At 67.2% G+C, this 15,955-nt stretch carries 15 protein-coding genes and 1 tRNA gene; 8 read left to right on the top strand and 8 right to left on the bottom strand.

Annotated elements, in window-relative coordinates; all coding sequences use genetic code 11:
• The first annotated feature begins 4 nt into the window (after positions 1 to 4).
• Positions 5 to 508 (top strand): acyl-CoA thioesterase, encoded by a 504-nt coding sequence (locus tag ACWAUG_RS05865; protein ID WP_298036724.1) that lies wholly within the window; start codon positions 5 to 7, stop codon positions 506 to 508.
• Between the two features lie 32 nt (positions 509 to 540).
• On the opposite strand, the gene ACWAUG_RS05860 is transcribed toward ACWAUG_RS05865, so the two are convergent.
• On the bottom strand, positions 541 to 1,425 hold the full coding sequence (locus ACWAUG_RS05860; RefSeq protein ID WP_460801821.1) for an acyl-CoA thioesterase: 885 nt from the start codon (positions 1,423 to 1,425) through the stop codon (positions 541 to 543).
• Between the two features lie 49 nt (positions 1,426 to 1,474).
• On the opposite strand from ACWAUG_RS05860, the gene ACWAUG_RS05855 reads away from it, so the two are divergent.
• Positions 1,475 to 2,140 (top strand): hypothetical protein, encoded by a 666-nt coding sequence (locus tag ACWAUG_RS05855; RefSeq protein ID WP_460801820.1) that lies wholly within the window; start codon positions 1,475 to 1,477, stop codon positions 2,138 to 2,140.
• A gap of 4 nt (positions 2,141 to 2,144) precedes the next feature.
• Here the strand turns inward: ACWAUG_RS05855 and ACWAUG_RS05850 are convergent, their stop codons facing one another.
• The 4 genes from ACWAUG_RS05850 to pepN form a co-directional block, all read right to left on the bottom strand.
• The gene (locus ACWAUG_RS05850) at positions 2,145 to 3,803 is read right to left on the bottom strand and encodes an FAD-binding dehydrogenase (protein WP_460801819.1); all 1,659 of its coding nucleotides are present in this window, start codon (positions 3,801 to 3,803) and stop codon (positions 2,145 to 2,147) included.
• The gene (locus ACWAUG_RS05845) at positions 3,800 to 4,252 is read right to left on the bottom strand and encodes a globin (protein WP_298036540.1); all 453 of its coding nucleotides are present in this window, start codon (positions 4,250 to 4,252) and stop codon (positions 3,800 to 3,802) included. The genes ACWAUG_RS05850 and ACWAUG_RS05845 overlap by 4 nt, the downstream gene beginning before the upstream one ends.
• Complete coding sequence (locus ACWAUG_RS05840) at positions 4,249 to 5,331, bottom strand: mechanosensitive ion channel family protein (RefSeq protein ID WP_298036538.1); 1,083 nt, start codon at positions 5,329 to 5,331, stop codon at positions 4,249 to 4,251. Before ACWAUG_RS05840 ends, ACWAUG_RS05845 begins: the two co-directional genes overlap by 4 nt.
• A 77-nt stretch (positions 5,332 to 5,408) precedes the next feature.
• Positions 5,409 to 7,970: an aminopeptidase N gene (pepN, locus tag ACWAUG_RS05835; RefSeq protein WP_298036537.1), complete on the bottom strand. Its 2,562-nt coding sequence runs from the start codon at positions 7,968 to 7,970 to the stop codon at positions 5,409 to 5,411.
• A gap of 122 nt (positions 7,971 to 8,092) precedes the next feature.
• Here pepN and ACWAUG_RS05830 point away from each other — a divergent pair, with 122 nt between their 5' ends.
• From ACWAUG_RS05830 to ACWAUG_RS05815, 4 genes are read left to right on the top strand one after another with little or no spacing between them, the layout of a single operon-like run.
• Positions 8,093 to 9,274 (top strand): ferrochelatase, encoded by a 1,182-nt coding sequence (locus ACWAUG_RS05830; RefSeq protein WP_460801818.1) that lies wholly within the window; start codon positions 8,093 to 8,095, stop codon positions 9,272 to 9,274.
• 33 nt (positions 9,275 to 9,307) lie between these two features.
• Positions 9,308 to 9,793: a ribose-5-phosphate isomerase gene (locus ACWAUG_RS05825; protein ID WP_460801817.1), complete on the top strand. Its 486-nt coding sequence runs from the start codon at positions 9,308 to 9,310 to the stop codon at positions 9,791 to 9,793.
• A 1-nt stretch (position 9,794) separates the two neighbouring features.
• Positions 9,795 to 10,799 carry an Fpg/Nei family DNA glycosylase gene (locus ACWAUG_RS05820; RefSeq protein ID WP_460801816.1) on the top strand — a complete coding sequence of 335 codons (1,005 nt, stop codon included), beginning with the start codon at positions 9,795 to 9,797 and terminating at the stop codon, positions 10,797 to 10,799.
• 2 nt (positions 10,800 to 10,801) lie between these two features.
• The gene (locus ACWAUG_RS05815; RefSeq protein WP_460801858.1) at positions 10,802 to 12,277 is read left to right on the top strand and encodes an amidohydrolase; all 1,476 of its coding nucleotides are present in this window, start codon (positions 10,802 to 10,804) and stop codon (positions 12,275 to 12,277) included.
• 58 nt (positions 12,278 to 12,335) lie between these two features.
• Here the strand turns inward: ACWAUG_RS05815 and ACWAUG_RS05810 are convergent, their stop codons facing one another.
• Complete coding sequence (locus tag ACWAUG_RS05810) at positions 12,336 to 12,818, bottom strand: Dps family protein (RefSeq protein WP_298036528.1); 483 nt, start codon at positions 12,816 to 12,818, stop codon at positions 12,336 to 12,338.
• Between the two features lie 141 nt (positions 12,819 to 12,959).
• On the opposite strand from ACWAUG_RS05810, the gene ACWAUG_RS05805 reads away from it, so the two are divergent.
• Both ACWAUG_RS05805 and ACWAUG_RS05800 read left to right on the top strand, forming a co-directional pair.
• Positions 12,960 to 13,499 carry a gamma carbonic anhydrase family protein gene (locus ACWAUG_RS05805; RefSeq protein ID WP_460801815.1) on the top strand — a complete coding sequence of 180 codons (540 nt, stop codon included), beginning with the start codon at positions 12,960 to 12,962 and terminating at the stop codon, positions 13,497 to 13,499.
• A gap of 13 nt (positions 13,500 to 13,512) precedes the next feature.
• A tRNA-Ile gene (locus tag ACWAUG_RS05800) sits at positions 13,513 to 13,587 on the top strand.
• Positions 13,588 to 13,600: 13 nt separating this feature from the next.
• Here ACWAUG_RS05800 and ACWAUG_RS05795 read toward each other — a convergent pair.
• On the bottom strand, positions 13,601 to 13,900 hold the full coding sequence (locus ACWAUG_RS05795; protein WP_460801814.1) for a hypothetical protein: 300 nt from the start codon (positions 13,898 to 13,900) through the stop codon (positions 13,601 to 13,603).
• The gene (locus ACWAUG_RS05790) at positions 13,900 to 15,897 is read right to left on the bottom strand and encodes a DUF262 domain-containing protein (protein ID WP_460801813.1); all 1,998 of its coding nucleotides are present in this window, start codon (positions 15,895 to 15,897) and stop codon (positions 13,900 to 13,902) included. The genes ACWAUG_RS05795 and ACWAUG_RS05790 overlap by 1 nt, the downstream gene beginning before the upstream one ends.
• Positions 15,898 to 15,955 lie beyond the last annotated feature (58 nt).

Here is a 15,955-nt window from a genome sequence, read left to right as displayed (position 1 = left end):
GAACATGGCATCGGCCCCGGCGGAATCCGCCGGGGCCGATGCCCGTCTCCACCTGCCGATACATCTGCGCTGGGGCGACCTCGACGCGTTCAACCACGTGAACAACACGTCGATGCTCAAGCTGCTCGAAGAGGCACGTGTGCGGGCCTTCTGGAAAGCGGACGACACAGAGGACGCCCCGCCGACAGCCGTGATCGAGTCCGGCATCGAGCAGGGCGTTCTGACGCTCATCGCCCGCCAGGAGATCGAATACCTCGCTCCGGTGCCGTACCAACGTCGTCCGCTCGAAGTGCAGATGTGGTTCGGGAAGATCGGCGGATCCAGCGTCGAGGTCTGCTATGAGGTCTTCAACGATCCCTCCTACGACGCGCGCGTCCTCTACGCGCGCTCGACGGCCGTCATCGTGCTCGTGGATGCGGCCACAGGTCGGCCGGTGCGAGTCTCGGAAGACATGCGGCGCGTATGGGGCCCGTATGTCGGACGGCCGATCGCCTACGCGCACCGCTGACGTCGGACCGTCGACGACGGGGGCGAGAACTGTCAGTCCGTGGGGACGCGGACCATGATCTCCTGCGCGACGCTGGCGACGAGAACACCCTCGCGCGTGTAGATGCGACCGGTGGACAGGCCTCTTCCGCCGCGCGCATTCGGCGACTCCTGAACGTACAGCAGCCACTCGTCGACCCGCGCCGGACGGTGCCACCACATCGCGTGGTCGAGGCTGGCGACCTTGAGCCCCCTCGTCGACCACGGGATGCCGTGGGCGCGCAGGATCGACTCCTGGATGGTCATGTCGCTGAGGAACGCGAGAGCGGCGCGATGCAGACGCGGGTCGTCCGGCATCGGGGCGCGCATGCGCATCCAGACCATCTGGCCGGCCTGCTTCGCGCCGTCAGCGGTCACGTACAGCGGTGACTCCACGTGCCGAATGTCTGCCGGGCGCTCGCTGAAGAGCCGCTGAGTGATCGGGTGGGCGTCGTGCAGCAGATCCTCGTCGGAGGGGATATGCTCCGGCTCGGGGACCCCGTCTGGCATGGCTGCCGCATGCTCGACGCCGGGGGCCTCGTCCTGGAACGAGGCGATCATGGAGAAGATCGGCACACCGTTCTGGTACGCCTGCGAACGCCGGGTCGAGAAGGAGCGTCCGTCGTGGACGCGGTCGACCGCGATCGTGAGGCCCTGGGCCGAGTCCCCGGGACGCAGGAAATAGCCGTGCATCGAATGGGCCGCGCGTTCGATCGGCATGGTGCGCTCGGCGGCGATCAACGACTGCGCGAGCACCTGACCGCCGTAGATCCGTCCGCTCGGCATGCTCTGCGACTGGCCGGTGAAGATGTCTTCGGTGGTGCGGGCGCGGGTCTCATCGAGGTCGAGGACATCGAGCAGGTTCTGGACGGATTGCCGTGCCTCGGCTTCTGCGGTCATGCCGGCCCTTTCTGCGACCGATGATCGCCTCATCGGTAGTCTAGATCCTGTGTCTGCACGCCTCCTCCTCGCCGATCCCGATACGGCCCGTGATGTCCTGACCTTCGTGGGCCGAGCACGGAAGGCCTCGGATGAGGGCATTCGGCTGCAGGCGTCCGGGGGCGTGCTCGCTCTGACGGCGCCGGCACTGGCCCCGCAGGGGCTGTTCGATCAGACCCCGACGATCCTCGCGATGCGGATCGTCCGCGCGGATCCTGAGCTGGTCTGCGATCTCGTCATCGATGAACTCATGGCGGACGAGGACGAGAGGATGCTGGTGCTGCCGGAGAGCGGCTTGTCGCCCTCCTGGGCGGGGATCTCGCCTCCGCGCGGGGGCTGGGAGCCCGCAGGCGATCTCGAGGCCTCCACCGTCGCGCAGCGCGCGCAATGGGGGATCAGCGCCGTTGCACGCGGTGCGGGGGCCGGTTCCGGGGAAGAAGCGGTCCGTTCCCTTCGAGCGTCGATCTGGGGCGAGCCGGATGAAGATTTTCTCGGTCTCCCGCGCGGTGTGGCCTTCGCCGCTCATGCGTTCGGCTTCATCTCCGGTGAGGAACAGGTGAGGGTCACAACCGCGGGGCGCTGGCACCGGCTCGCCTTCTCGCGAGGACATGTGCTGGCCAGGGGGCCGATGGCCACCGGCCTCACGGCGGTGCGCCTGACCGGAGGCGAATCCTGAGACATCAGCGCGCTGCTGCGCGCCCCGCCTGGCGGCCCGAGAACAGGCAACCGCCGAGGAATGTGCCTTCCAATGCGCGGTAGCCATGCACACCACCGCCTCCGAAACCACTGGCTTCCCCCGCAGCGAACAAGCCGGGGATCACGGCGTCATGCTCATCGCGGGCGCGTCCGTCGAGGTCGGTCTTGATCCCGCCGAGCGACTTGCGCGTGAGGATGTGCAACTTCACCGCGATCATCGGCCCGGCGCCCGGATCTGTGAGTCGGTGGGGAGCGGCGGTGCGGATCAGGCGGTCTCCCCGGTAGGACCGCGTCGCGCGCAGCATTGAGATCTGCGCGTCTTTACCGAAACCGTTGGTGATCTGTGCATCGCGGGCGCGGACTTCGCGGCGCACTTGATCGACATCGAGCACATCACCGCCGGCATGACGGGCCATTTGACGGAGTAGCGTTTCGAAGTCGTCCTCGACGATGAAGTCCTCACCCTCGTCGAGGAACGACTGGACTGGTCCTGTCGGTCCCTTCGCCAGCCGAGACTTCAGGAGGAGGCCGACGTCCTTGCCCGTCAGGTCGGGGTTCTGCTCGCTGCCGGAGAGGGCGAACTCCTTCTCGACGATCCGCCTCGTCGTGATGAACCAGGAATGATCGTGCCCGGTGATGCGCAGATGCTCGAGCGTGCCCAGCGTGTCGAATCCCGGGTAGAGAGGAACGGGAAGCCGTTTGCCTGTCGCATCGAGCCAGAGGGAGGACGGCCCCGGCAGGATTCGGATGCCATGGCTCGGCCAGACGGGATCCCAGTTCGAGATGCCTTCCACGTAGTGCCACATGCGATCGCCGTTGACCAGGTGCGCTCCCGCCGCAGTGGAGACCGCCTGCATGGATCCGTCGACATAGGACGGAACGCCGGAGAGCATGCGCGCGGGCGGCGTTCCCAGACGTGCTGGCCAGGCTGCGCGAACGAGGTCGTGGTTCCCGCCGATCCCGCCCGACGCGATGATGGTCGCACCCGCGCGGATCTCGAAGTCGCCGACGCGCTCCCGCGCGCTCTCGACGCCGCGGGGAGCGGGGGAGTCGACGAGCCGGACACCACGGGCACCCACCACAGCACCATCATCGCTCAGGAGCTCGGTCACCCGGTGTCGAGGCAGGACGGTGATGACACCATCGTCCTCGCCCCGGTGCACAGCATCCGAGAAGGGCGCCACGATGCCCGGTCCGGTTCCCCAGGTGATGTGGAATCGCGGAACGGAGTTCCCGGGGCCGATGGCGCCGTAACCGCCGCGCTCCGCCCAACCGACGACAGGGAAGAAGCCGATGCCGAGGGAGCGCAGCCAGGCGCGCTTCTCACCGGCGGCGAAATCCAGATAGGCGCCGGCCCATTCGCGGGGCCAATGGTCCTCATCGCGATCGAATGCGGCGTTGCCGAACCAGTCGTCCTGTGCGAGCTCGAGGGAATCATGGACCCCCATGCGTCGCTGCTCGGGCGAGTCGATGAGGAACAGGCCGCCGAAGGACCACCACGCCTGCCCGCCGAGATTGCTCCTCGGCTCCTGATCGACGATCACGACGCGTCTGCCGGCGGCGACGGCTTCCGTAGCCGCGACCAGGCCGGACAGCCCCCAGCCGATGACGAGAACGTCGGTGGACAGGGGCCTGTGCGTCATGTGTTCTCCGTCGAATCCTGACTGACTTCACGAGTCGGGAGCTCGGTGCGCCCCGCGGGCGTCGGGCGGATGCCCGGATGCTCCATGGTGTTCACCATGGCATGCGCAGCTCGATCCAGGTAGTCCCAGAGCGTTGCATCGTGCAGAGGGGAGAGCTGGATCTCGTCGAGAGAGGTGCGCATGCAGCGCAGCCACCGGTCGCGGGCATCCGAGTCGACGCGAAACGGCATATGGCGCATCCGCAGCCGCGGATGACCCCGTCGTTCACCGTACGTCGTGGGCCCGCCCCAGTACTGGACGAGGAAGAGCGTGAAGCGCTCCGCGGCCGGACCGAGATCCTCCTCGGGGTACATGGGCTTGAGCACGGGATCGAGCGCCACTTCCCGGTAGAAGCCGTCAACGATCCTCTCGAACGTGGCGTATCCGCCGACCTCGTCGTAGAACGTCATGCATTGTCCTTCGGTGCGCTCGGGGGCTTCGGGTCTTTCTTGCGCCAGATGCCTCGTGCGGGGGGAACGCCGGTGACCGAATTCGGACGGGTGTGCGGTGGGTTCGCTCCGCGCACGCGGCGTGCGCCGGCGATGCCCGTCGGCGTCACCGACTCGAGAGAGGGGACTGCGAGATCGAGTCCTTCGACCGCTCCCTTCAGCCGCATCCGCAGCTCTCTGGCGGCATCATCCATGGCGTTCGCGCGCGTCTTCATGACCACGCGGATGATCAGCGCTTCGCCCTCGACGGACTCCATGCCCCAGACCTCGGGACGTTCGATGATTCGGGTTCGCCACTTCGGATCCTTGGCGAGCTTGTCGGCGGCAGCGAGGAGCGCAGTCTCGACCTCGGGGACATCCGCGTTCGCCGGGACTCCGATGTCGACGATCGCCCGCGCCCACCCCTGGGACATGTTCCCGATGCGGGTGACCTCGCCGTTGCGGACATACCAGAGCGTGCCGTTGACATCGCGCACGTGCGTGATGCGCACGGCGACGTACTCGACGACGCCCGTGGCGAGACCCATGTCGACCATGTCGCCGATGCCGATCTGGTCTTCCGCGACGATGAACAGACCGTTGAGAACGTCTTTCACGATGTTCTGCGCGCCGAAGCCGAGGCCGGCGCCGACCGCTGCGGTCAGCAGCGTGAGCGAACCGACCAGGTCGGGTGCGAGCCGCGTCGTGATCATCACCAGAGCGACGATCGCGATCACGACATTGACGATGTTTTGCAGGATCGTACCGAGTGTTCGCGTGCGCTGGACGAGCCGCATATCGGCCAGGGGCGAGCGCTCGAGCGCCTGCGTGTCGTCGACGTTCGCCTTGACCTTGGCACTGTTGACGATGCGCCGCACGATCCTGCGGATCGCGAGCCGCAGGAGGAACGCGATGACGACGCTCACGACCAGGATTGCGAGCACGTGCGCCATGTTGGCACCGGCCTCGGCCAGCCAGCGGAAGAACGAGCCGAGGGTCTCTTCCAGCCACAGCGGGAACGAGCGGGGCTCGGGCGCGATCTCGAACGGGACGGTGCTCACGCTCCGATCCTAGCGAGCGGGCCTCGGATGCGGCTGTGCGCCGCGTCCGAGGCCCGCTCGATTCCGTGCCGAAGAGGTCAGTCCTGGGTTTCGTCCTCTTCCGCATCGCGAACCTGGGCGGCCAGGGCGCGCTCGACGTCGGCCAGTCCCTCGCTCACGAGACGACGCAGCGCCGGGGCGACGTCGGTGTTCTCGGCGAGCCACGCGCGGGTCGCATCCCGCAGCTCAGCGTTGGCCAGCGGGGTCGGGTACAGTCCGACGATCAGGTAGCTGGCGATCTGGTAGGTACGCGATTCCCAGACCGGAAGCAGCATCTCGAAGTAGCGCGGAACGAACTCGCCGAGCACCTCGGTGCTGTTCGGGTGGACGAACCCAGCGGCCGAGGAACGGACGATCGTGTTCGGCAGATCGGCGCTGTCGATCAACGAGGCCCATGCGGACTGCTTCGCGGCGGACGTCGGCAGCGCCGCACGTGATTGCGCGGCGAACTCGGCCCCCTTGGAGGTGTTGTCCGCGGCCAGTGCGGCCTCGATCGCCGCGGCATCCGTCGCACCGATCGAGGCGAGTCCCACGAGGAGCTGCCACGACAGGTCGGTGTCGATCTCGAGCCCGGGGAGGGAATCCTCGCCGGAGCGCAGACGGCCGATGATGCCCGCCTGCTCGGCGTCGGTCAGCGAAGCGGCGAAGGCGGTGACGAACTGCAGCTGGCTGTCGCTGCCGGCGGCTGCGCCTTCGGCGAGCTCCCACAGCCCGTTGGCGATCTTCGCGCGGGCCGCGTCGCGCTGCGCCGGCGCGACGTACTGGTTGGCCGCCGTGCGCAGCTGCGCGAGCGTGGTGCGGACGGTCGTCGACTCGGTCTCGCGTCCGATGTTTCCGAGCACGAGATCGATGTATGCGGATGCCGGCATCTCGGCGTCGCGGGTCTGATCCCAGGCTGCGCCCCAGACGAGCGAGCGGGCCAGCGGGTCGGCGATCTCGCCCAGGTGCGCGATCGCGGTGGCCAGCGAACGCTCATCGAGGCGGATCTTCGCGTAGGCGAGATCCTTGTCGTTGAGGAGAACGAGGTCGGGGCGCTTGTGGCCCTGGAGCTCCGGGATCTCGGTGCGATCGCCGTCGACGTCGACTTCCTCGTAGTGCGTGCGGGTGAGCGCGCCGTCGATGACATCGTAGAGACCGATGCCGAGGCGGTGCGGGCGGATCGTGGGGTAGTCGGCGGGCGCCGTCTGCGTGATCGCGAAACGCGAGATCAGACCATCCGCGTCTTCGGCGATGACCGGGGCCAGCGTGTTGACGCCCGCCGTCTCGAGCCACTTCTGCGACCAGGTGGTGAGATCGCGGCCGCTGGTGGCCTCGAGCTCGCCGAGCAGATCGCTCAGCTCGGTGTTGCCCCAGGCATGCTTCTGGAAGTATTGGCCGACGCCCGCGAAGAACGCGTCGATCCCGACCCAGGCGGCGAGCTGCTTGAGGACCGATCCGCCCTTGGCATAGGTGATGCCGTCGAAGTTGACGTAGACGTCTTCGAGGTCATTGATCTCCGCGACGATCGGGTGCGTGGAGGGGAGCTGGTCCTGGCGGTAGGCCCAGGTCTTCTCCATCGCGTTGAACGTCGTCCACGCCTCGGTCCACTCCGTGGCCTCGGCAGTGGCGATCGTGGACGCCCACTCGGCGAAGGACTCGTTCAGCCAGAGGTCGTTCCACCACTTCATCGTGACGAGGTCGCCGAACCACATGTGGGCGAGTTCGTGCAGGATCGTGACGACGCGGCGCTCCTTGACAGCATCCGTCACCTTGCTGCGGAAGACGTACGTCTCGGTGAACGTGACGGCGCCCGCGTTCTCCATGGCACCGGCGTTGAACTCGGGGACGAAGAGCTGGTCGTACTTCTCGAACGGGTACGCGACGCCGAACTTCGACTCGAAGTAGGCGAAGCCCTCGCGGGTCTTGTCGAAGATGTAGTCGGCGTCGAGGTGCTCCCACAGGCTCTTGCGGCCGTAGACGCCGAGCGGGATCACGCGGCCGTCGGAGCTGGTGAGCTCGGAGAAGGTCGCCTCGTAGGGGCCGGCGACCAGCGCCGTGATGTACGACGAGATGCGCGGGGTCGGCGCGAAGCCCCACGTCGCGACGTCGTCATGGACGATCGGCTCGGGGGTGGGGGAGTTCGAGACGACCTTCCACGCCGAGGGTGCGGTGACCGTGAACTGGAACGTCGCCTTCAGATCGGGCTGCTCGAACACCGCGAAGACCCGACGGGAATCCGGAACCTCGAACTGCGAGTAGAGGTACACCTCACCGTCGACGGGGTCGACGAAACGGTGCAGGCCCTCACCGGTATTGGTGTACTCGCAGTCGGCATCGATGACGAGCACGTTCTCGGCCTGCAGGCCGGACAGTGCGATGCGCGAGTCGGCGAAGACCTCGTCCGGTGCGATCAGCTCGCCGTTGAGCGAGATCTCGCGCACATCGCGCGCGATCAGATCGATGAACGTGGAGCTCCCCGGCGTGGCGGTGAAGCGGACGACGCTGCGGGATCCGAAGACCTCGGCGCCCTTCGTCAGATCGAGTGAGATCTCGTACGACTGGGTGTCGACGATCGCTCGGCGCTCCTGCGCCTCGATACGGGTCAGGTTCTCTCCAGGCACAGCTTTTTCTCCCAAGGGTTCGGGGTGCGGCCGAGTTTCGACGCGGCTGGCGCCGACGGCAACCCTGACAGCCTACGCCAGGAGCGGCCATCGGCGGCATCGGGAAGTGGGAGGATGGAGGGGTGAGTGCAATCGTTCCTGATGTCGTTCCGTTCGCGTCTGAAGCGGCCGCCGGTGGCGCCGCATTCGTGGAGACCCCGGTCCCGTACGACGCCCTCGTCCTCGCGAGCTTCGGCGGACCGGAGGGGCAGGAAGACGTCATCCCGTTCCTCCGCAATGTCACCGGAGGACGCGGCATCCCGGATGAACGACTCGAGGAAGTAGCCGTCCACTACCGTCATTTCGGCGGTGTGAGCCCGATCAATCAACAGAACCGCGAGCTGAAGTCGGCGCTCGAAGCGGAACTCGCGCATCGCGGCATCGACCTGCCGGTCTACTGGGGAAACCGCAACTGGACCCCCTACCTCGACGACGCCTTCACCGCCGCGGTCGCCGATGGGCACTCGACGCTTCTCGTGCTGGCCACCAGCGCTTACAGCTCCTACTCCAGCGATCGTCAGTATCGCGAGGACATCGCGCGTGTCATGACCGAGAACGACCTCGGTTCGGTCGCCACCGCCGACAAGGTGCGTCTCTTCTTCGACCACCCCGGATTCGTGCAGCCCTTCCAGGAAGGCGTCGACGAAGCGGTGAGCCGCTTCGTCGAGCAGGGGATCGCAGCATCCGACATCCACGTCCTCTTCACCACGCACTCCATCCCGACGGCCGACGCAGAGCGCTCCGGCCCGCGCGACGTCGACTGGGGCGAGGGCGGCGCCTATGCCGCGCAGCACCGCGCCGTCGCCGAGCACATCATCGAGAACCTCGGCGTCGTCACCGGCGGAGCGACCGTTCCGTGGCAGCTCGTCTTCCAATCGCGCTCGGGCCCGCCGAGCCAGCCGTGGCTGGAACCCGACATCAACGATGTGATCGCGACCCTGCCCGAAGCCGGTGCCAAGGCCGTCGTCATCGTTCCGCTCGGCTTCATCAGCGACCACATGGAGGTGCTGTGGGACCTCGACACCGAGGCGCTCGACAGCGCCAAGGCCGTCGGGCTCCCCGCCGTGCGCACGGCGACGCCGGGCACGCACCCGGCGTTCGTCGCCGGACTCGTGGACCTGGTCGTCGAACGCCTCGAGGGAACGCCGGCCGCCGAGCGGCCGCACATGACCGCACTGGGGCCATGGCCCGACATCGCGCGTCCTGGCGACTGCGAGAACGTGCGCCTCGGGTTCAAGCCCGCCGCGGCCGGACTCGCTCCCTGATGCACGATGCGCGGGCCTTCTAGGATGGAGGGTATGCGCATCCATATCGCCACCGACCACGCCGGACTCGAGTTCTCCACTCAGCTGCAGGAGCACCTGCGCGGAGCCGGTCATGACGTGGTCGATCATGGACCGATCAAATACGACGCGGTCGACGACTACCCGTCCTTCTGCATCCGTGCAGCGCAGGCCGTCGTCGCAGATCAGGCGTCCGGCGTCGAGGCGCTCGGCGTCGTCTTCGGTGGATCCGGCAACGGTGAGCAGATTGCGGCCAACAAGGTCTCCGGCATCCGAGCCGCACTGGTGTGGAACCTGTCCACGGCCGAGCTCGCCCGCGAGCACAACGACGCCAACGTCATCTCGATCGGTGCGCGCCAGCACAGCTTCGATGAGGTCGTCTCCTTCATCGAGCGCTTCATCGCGACGCCGTTCTCCGGCGATGAGCGCCACGTGCGCCGCATCGGCCAGATCGCCGAGTTCGAGAAGGACGGCACTCTGCTGCCGGACCCCCGCGCCTGATATGCCCGAGGGTCATTCCGTCCACCGCATCGCCCGTCAGTTCGATCGAAACTTCATCGGCAAGGCGCTGAGCGCTTCCAGCCCGCAGGGGCGCTTCGCCGAAGGGGCGGCGCTTCTCGACGGCCGTGAGGCCATCAGCGTGCAGGCGGTCGGCAAACAGATGTTCCTCGAGACCGAGGGCGACCTGTGGCTTCGTGTTCACCTCGGCCTCTACGGCGCCTGGGACTTCGCGGGGGAGATCCTGCTGGATCCGACGATCGCCTCTGCCAATGGACGCATGGGTCAGACGAACCAGCGCGGCACCACGCTGGGCGAAGACGAGACGATCATGGACGACGACGGCGAGAACTCGCTGTCCTCGATCGGAGCGCCGCGCCGCTCCCGCGTGCATGTGCGCATGTCCGAGGACACTCGTGGCCTCGCCGAGGAGAACCTCGAGTGGCCGCCCCCGGCGATCGGGCAGGTGCGACTGCGCCTCATGACCGACATCACCGCCGCCGATCTGCGCGGCCCGACGGCCTGCGTGCTGCAGACGCCGGATGAGATGCTCGCGTCCGTCGCGAAGCTGGGCCCCGACCCGCTCGTGGGCGATCCCGCCGAGAACGAGGAGCGCTTCGTGCGCGCGGTGCGCAAGCGCGGCACGGCGATCGCCCTTCTGCTGATGGATCAGGCCGTCGTCAGCGGCATCGGCAACGTGTACCGTGCCGAGATGCTCTTCCGGGCGCGGCTGAACCCGCATACCAAGGGCAAGGACATCCCCGAGGACATCGTGCGCCAGCTGTGGGCCGACTGGGCCTATCTGCTGCCCATCGGCGTCGAGACCGGGCAGATGATGACCATGGACGGCCTCACGGACGCCGACTACCGCGCGGCGATGGCGCGACGCGATGACCGGCACTGGGTGTACCACCGGGCCGGCCTTCCGTGCCGGTTGTGCGGGACGGAGATCGTGCTCGAGGAGCTCGGCGCGCGCAAGCTCTATTGGTGCCCGCGCTGTCAGGCATGAGCATGGCGGCGACCGGTGACGCCCCGGCGGTGATCAGAGCCGCACGGGTCGTCGGCCCCGGGCGAGAGTTCCTCATGGATGACGAGCCGGTGGACGTGCTGCTGGAATCTGGGCGCATCGTCGATATCGCGCCTGTCGGCGCGCTCGGATCTCGAGGTGATGTCCTCGATGCCGAGGGCGCCTGGCTGATGCCGGGATTGTGGGACAACCACGTGCACACCGTGCAGTGGGCGCTGGCTGCCGAGCGAGAACCGCTGGGCGAGGTCACCTCCGCCGCGGAGGCGGCCCGCCGGATGGCCACGGTGGCTCCGCTCGCCGATGGGCGGAGAATCGGAACGGGTTTCCGAGATGCCCTTTGGCCGGATGCGCCGTCCCTCGGAGTGCTTGATCAGGCGACGGGCGCGGTCCCGACTTATCTGATCAACGCCGACGTGCACAGCGTCTGGCTCAATTCGGCGGCCTTCGCCCGCGAGGGGTTCACCTCGCCGGATGGGATGCTGCGCGAACAGGATGCTTTCGAGATATCCCGACGCGTGAACGCCGCGGATCCGGCCCACGCCGATGAGGCCGTGGCGCGGGCCATGGCCATTGCGGCCTCGCGCGGCGTGACGGGCATCGTCGATTTCGACATGGCCTGGAACGTCGAGGCATGGGAACGTCGAAGCGCCGCGGGGCCGCTGACGCAGCGCGTCGAGTTCGCCGTCTACCCCGAGCACCTCGACCGTGCGATCGGCGCGGGGCTGAGAACGGGCGACATCATGGCGGACTCGGGCGGACTCATCACCGTCGGATCGCTCAAGATCATCACCGACGGGTCGCTCGGTACTCGCACGGCGGCATGTGCGCATCCGTACCCTGACCATGGCGGGCGCGGAGTGCTCACCATTGCCCGGGATGAACTCGTCGATCTGCTGACCCGTGCGACCGGCGCGGGGCTCTCCGCCTCGGTCCATGCGATCGGAGACCGGGCCGTGTCATCGGCGTTGGATGCTGTGACCATCACGGGCGCGACCGGAACCCTGGAACATGCTCAGCTCGTGCGCCACGCGGATCTCGCGCGCATCGCCCGGCTGGGTCTGACCGCCAGCATCCAACCGCAGCACGCCCTCGACGACCGCGACCTGGTGGACGGCTACTGGGCGGCGCAGACTTCGGTCGGCTACCCAATGGCCTCCCTGTTGCGCGTCGGGGCAGGTCTGCGTCTGGGATCGGATGCTCCGGTGGCACCGTTGGATCCCTGGCAGGCCATCGCCGCGGCCGTGCTGCGCACGGATGACGAGCGTGATCCGTGGCATTCGGAGGAGCGACTCACGGTCGATGAGGCGATCGTCGCGAGCGTGCGGGGTGCGGTTCGGCCGGGCGATCGCGCGGACCTCGTGCTCTGCGGCGCTGATCCGCGCACCGCAGACGCCGCAACGCTGCGCAGCATGCCCGTCGCCGCGACTCTGGTCGCCGGCCGCGTGACGCACAGCGCCTGAGGAAACGCGAAAGGGCATCGGGACGAATCCCGATGCCCTTCCCGGAGGTGTTCGCGGATTACTCGGCGATGTGGGCGACGAGGAACCAGCGGTCCTTCTCGAGGCCGCGCATGATCTCGATGGCGACGTCCTGGCTGGTGAGGTCGATCTCGTCGAGTCCCTCGATCGCAGCCTTCGTGTCGACGAGGATCGCGTCGATGTCGGCGATGATGTTGCGGATGAGATCGGTCGACTGGGCGAATCCTGCCGGGACCTCGGTCGAGTTCTTCGCGGCGACCGCGCTCACACGGGCGTCGATCGGAAGACCTAGGGCGACGATGCGCTCGGCGGCCTCATCGGCGAATGCGCCGGCGTGCTCGACGATCGTGTCGAAGAGCTCGTGGATGCCGACGAAGTTCGCACCGCGAACGTGCCAGTGGGCCTGCTTGCCGTTGACCGTCAGAGCCTGAAGTCCGAGGACGAGGGGCGAGAGGAACTGGGCCGCTGCAGCGGCGACGGTGGGGTCGCTGGCGGTGGTCGAGATGGTGGTTGCCTTGCTCATTTTTTCTCCTCCGAAAGTTCTCAAGTCGTGCCTGATGAATACAACGGTACTCGGCATGAAAGATTCCGCAAGCAAGCTGAGGCTCGGCTTAATGCCCCGAATATCCGCGTAATCACGCGGAAGTGAGGGTAGTCTCACCTCATGAGCATCTCGCCGTCAGCATCCGTTCTCGCCCTTGCCCAGTCGGCTCCGAGCATCGCGGAAGACGCGTTCGTGGCCGACGGTGCACGCATCGTCGGCGCCGTCACCCTCGAGGCCGGATCCAGCGTCTGGTACAACGCGGTCCTGCGGGGCGACTCCGCGCCGATCACTGTCGGTCGCGGCAGTAACGTGCAGGACAACGTCTCGGTCCACGTCGACAGCGGTCACGGCGTGACGATCGGGGAGAACGTCTCGATCGGCCACAACGCGGTCGTGCACGGCTGCACGATCGGCGACGGATCACTCATCGGGATGGGGGCCGTCGTGCTCAGTGGCGCCGTCATCGGCCGGGGATGCCTCATCGCCGGGGGAGCCGTGATCCTGGGCGGCACAGTCATCCCCGACGGTTCGTTGGTCGCCGGCGTCCCGGCAAAGGTCCGGCGCGAGCTGAGCGACGAGGAGCGGGCAGGGATCATCGGCAACGCCGAGATCTATCACGTGCACAGCGGCACGCATCAGAAGGCGTCACCGCTCCAGTAAAGTGAGTAGTCGCGGGGCCGTAGCCAAGCTGGTCAAGGCAGCGAGCTCATAACTCGACGATCCGTGGGTTCAAGTCCCACCGGCCCCACCGTTTAGCCGCTTCAGAGCGGTCGAGCCGTGATGGCCTCGGCGCCGAGGTCCTTGCGCGCCGTCTTCAGACACTTCGTGCACAGCAGCTCGACGGTGCGCGGATGGTCCTCACCGCACGTGCAATCGATCGTGACGCGCCACTTCGCACGGCGTCCGCAGGGGGCGTACCCCTCGTCATCGCCATGGTCGCACTCGCAGATCTGGGGTGCGTCGTCTTCCCAGCCGAGCGACATGTCGGCGAACGCCTGGTCGAACGGATCCGCCGTGAGTTCGGGCAGTACCGGCAGGTGCATGGGACTGTTCTTGGCCATCACATCACGTTCCCGATGTAGGAGTACTTCACGAACACCTCGGCGCCGATGCCCGACTCCTCGAGGACGCCCTGGAGAGCGTTCATCATGTAGTTGGAGTCCCAGCCCATGTAGAGGAAATTTGTGTCGTCGAGACGGTCCCACTGCCCCTTCCACGCCATGCGGTCGTAGATCGGACCGCCGTGGGCGGCGCAGTATGCGAGGGCCGCCGCGCGGTCATCCGTCCAAGCCCGCCGGAAGATGCGGTTGAACAGGGCGCGGACGTCCTTGATCTCCCAGTGCTCGCCCCGGTACTCGACGTAGTCGAACTCGCGATCCCATCCCGCCGGCCAGCCGCGACGGCGGACCGCGTCGAGCACCGGGGTCAGGCCGTCATCGTCGATCTCAGGGAGCGCCGGGCGGGCCCAGATCTCCAGGAGGGGCCGAGTGAGATCGCGGGTCCGTTGCGCGATTGCGGCGGTTCCCCAGGCCTCCTGGTCTATCAGGGCGCGCGTGGCGGGCACGGAGCTTCGCGCATATGCCGTGTCGCGCTTCTCCGAGAAGGGTGCTCCGAACGTCCTCTCCGCCAGAGGCTGCTCGAGCAGCGTCAGATTTCCCAGCGTCGGGGCGAGAGCACGGTGACTGTTCTGTTCATCCTCGGTGTAATCGCGCCAGGTGCGGATGCCGTCACCCGACCAGGAATCGCCCGGCGACAGCGGAACGATGTGCTCGACGTCGAAGCCGGTCGCATCGTCGACGTTTTCGACCCGGCTGAGGATGTAGGCGGCATGGGGGAGCTCCACATACTTCAGCACGGCGGCGACGCGCTCATCCGAAGGCGTGATGCGAGCGACGGCCCGCATGAACGCCTCACGACCCTCATCACGGGCACGGCACAGGCGTGCGATCAGGCGCTCCATCGGAAGGCCCACCAGGGCGCGCCGAAGATAGAGCGCCTGAATCCACTCGAGCGACTCGATGAGCTCGGCGCGCATCGTCAGCCCGCGGCGGTACTCGCTGAGACTCCGCAGCACGAGCGGGTAGGCCGAGCGGCCGAAAGTGTTCACACCCTCGAGGTGGCGGCGGATCTCCTCATCGTCCTCGAGAGCGGGCTCGAGCAGCGCGCCGTAGATCTCGGCGAAGTGACGCCAGGTCGCGGCATCCGACTGAAGGTGCTCGGCATCGACACGCGGGAAGGAGCGGCGGAAGGCGCTGTACACTCCATGCTCACCATTCGCCGCGATCTCACGCCCGGTGGTCATGACGAGATAATGGCGCCAGAAGGCGCCGATCATCTCACCCGTGTGCTGCTCGATGGGCAACCAGAACCGATTCTCGACGTCGATCTGCTCGGCGTGCGTCAGACCCATCAGGATGTAGTTGTGGATCAGCTCGTGATCGCGCAGAGGCTCGCCGGTCGAGTTCAGGCTCTCGAAGATCTGCTGCGCGTTGGCCTGCGCGCCGAGGGTGATCGAGACGTGCTCGAGCTTCTGCAGACCGGCCCAGATCTGCGGAACCTCCTCGGCGTGGATCTGGCTGCGGAAGAAGGCGTAGTTGTCGTCGAAGCGGGACTCGCGGTCGATGTCGGAGCGGCGGTCGAGCACGACGGAGTCGTAGAGATCCGCCCAGGCGTCGTGCGGGCGCAGCTTCGTACGCGAGGGATCATCTGCGCGCACGAGCACGCACTCGAGCTCCGCGGCGAGTGCCGGATCGTCATCCTGCACCGAGTGGTGGAGGGCGGCGACCAGGAGCATGAGCGTGGTGATGCGCTGCTGGCCGTCGATGAGGATCAGATCGGTCTCGGAGGAGTCCTGGGCCGAGAGGATCGAACCGATGAAGTGCCGGTGGGCCTGGTTCTCGCCGGCGACGGCCCGAATGTCGGAGAGGAGGCGCTCGCACCCGCCGATGTCCCAGCGGTACTGCCGCTGGTAAACGGGGACGACGATCGATGTTTCGGGTGCGGACAGCCACTGGATGGTTCCGACGGCGTTCGCTTCGACATTCGTGGCGGTGGCCATGGTGTTCGCTTCAGCTCCTCATAGCGGCGGAAACCTGCGCACCGCCCCGAACGAGTCT

Source organism: Microbacterium sp. GXF6406 (genome assembly GCF_054798215.1).
Note: the sequence above shows the minus strand (reverse complement) of the source record. Positions and strands in the feature narration are given on the sequence as shown.

Coding starts and splice junctions, on each gene's coding strand:
- ACWAUG_RS05795 (WP_460801814.1), bottom strand. CDS start 13,900: ATGGCCAAGAACAGTCCCATGCACCTGCCGGTACTGCCCGAACTCACG.
- ACWAUG_RS05810 (WP_298036528.1), bottom strand. CDS start 12,818: ATGAGCAAGGCAACCACCATCTCGACCACCGCCAGCGACCCCACCGTC.
- ACWAUG_RS05825 (WP_460801817.1), top strand. CDS start 9,308: ATGCGCATCCATATCGCCACCGACCACGCCGGACTCGAGTTCTCCACT.
- ACWAUG_RS05845 (WP_298036540.1), bottom strand. CDS start 4,252: ATGACGTTCTACGACGAGGTCGGCGGATACGCCACGTTCGAGAGGATC.
- ACWAUG_RS05865 (WP_298036724.1), top strand. CDS start 5: ATGGCATCGGCCCCGGCGGAATCCGCCGGGGCCGATGCCCGTCTCCAC.
- ACWAUG_RS05860 (WP_460801821.1), bottom strand. CDS start 1,425: ATGACCGCAGAAGCCGAGGCACGGCAATCCGTCCAGAACCTGCTCGAT.
- ACWAUG_RS05790 (WP_460801813.1), bottom strand. CDS start 15,897: ATGGCCACCGCCACGAATGTCGAAGCGAACGCCGTCGGAACCATCCAG.
- ACWAUG_RS05815 (WP_460801858.1), top strand. CDS start 10,802: ATGGCGGCGACCGGTGACGCCCCGGCGGTGATCAGAGCCGCACGGGTC.
- ACWAUG_RS05805 (WP_460801815.1), top strand. CDS start 12,960: ATGAGCATCTCGCCGTCAGCATCCGTTCTCGCCCTTGCCCAGTCGGCT.
- ACWAUG_RS05850 (WP_460801819.1), bottom strand. CDS start 3,803: ATGACGCACAGGCCCCTGTCCACCGACGTTCTCGTCATCGGCTGGGGG.
- ACWAUG_RS05820 (WP_460801816.1), top strand. CDS start 9,795: ATGCCCGAGGGTCATTCCGTCCACCGCATCGCCCGTCAGTTCGATCGA.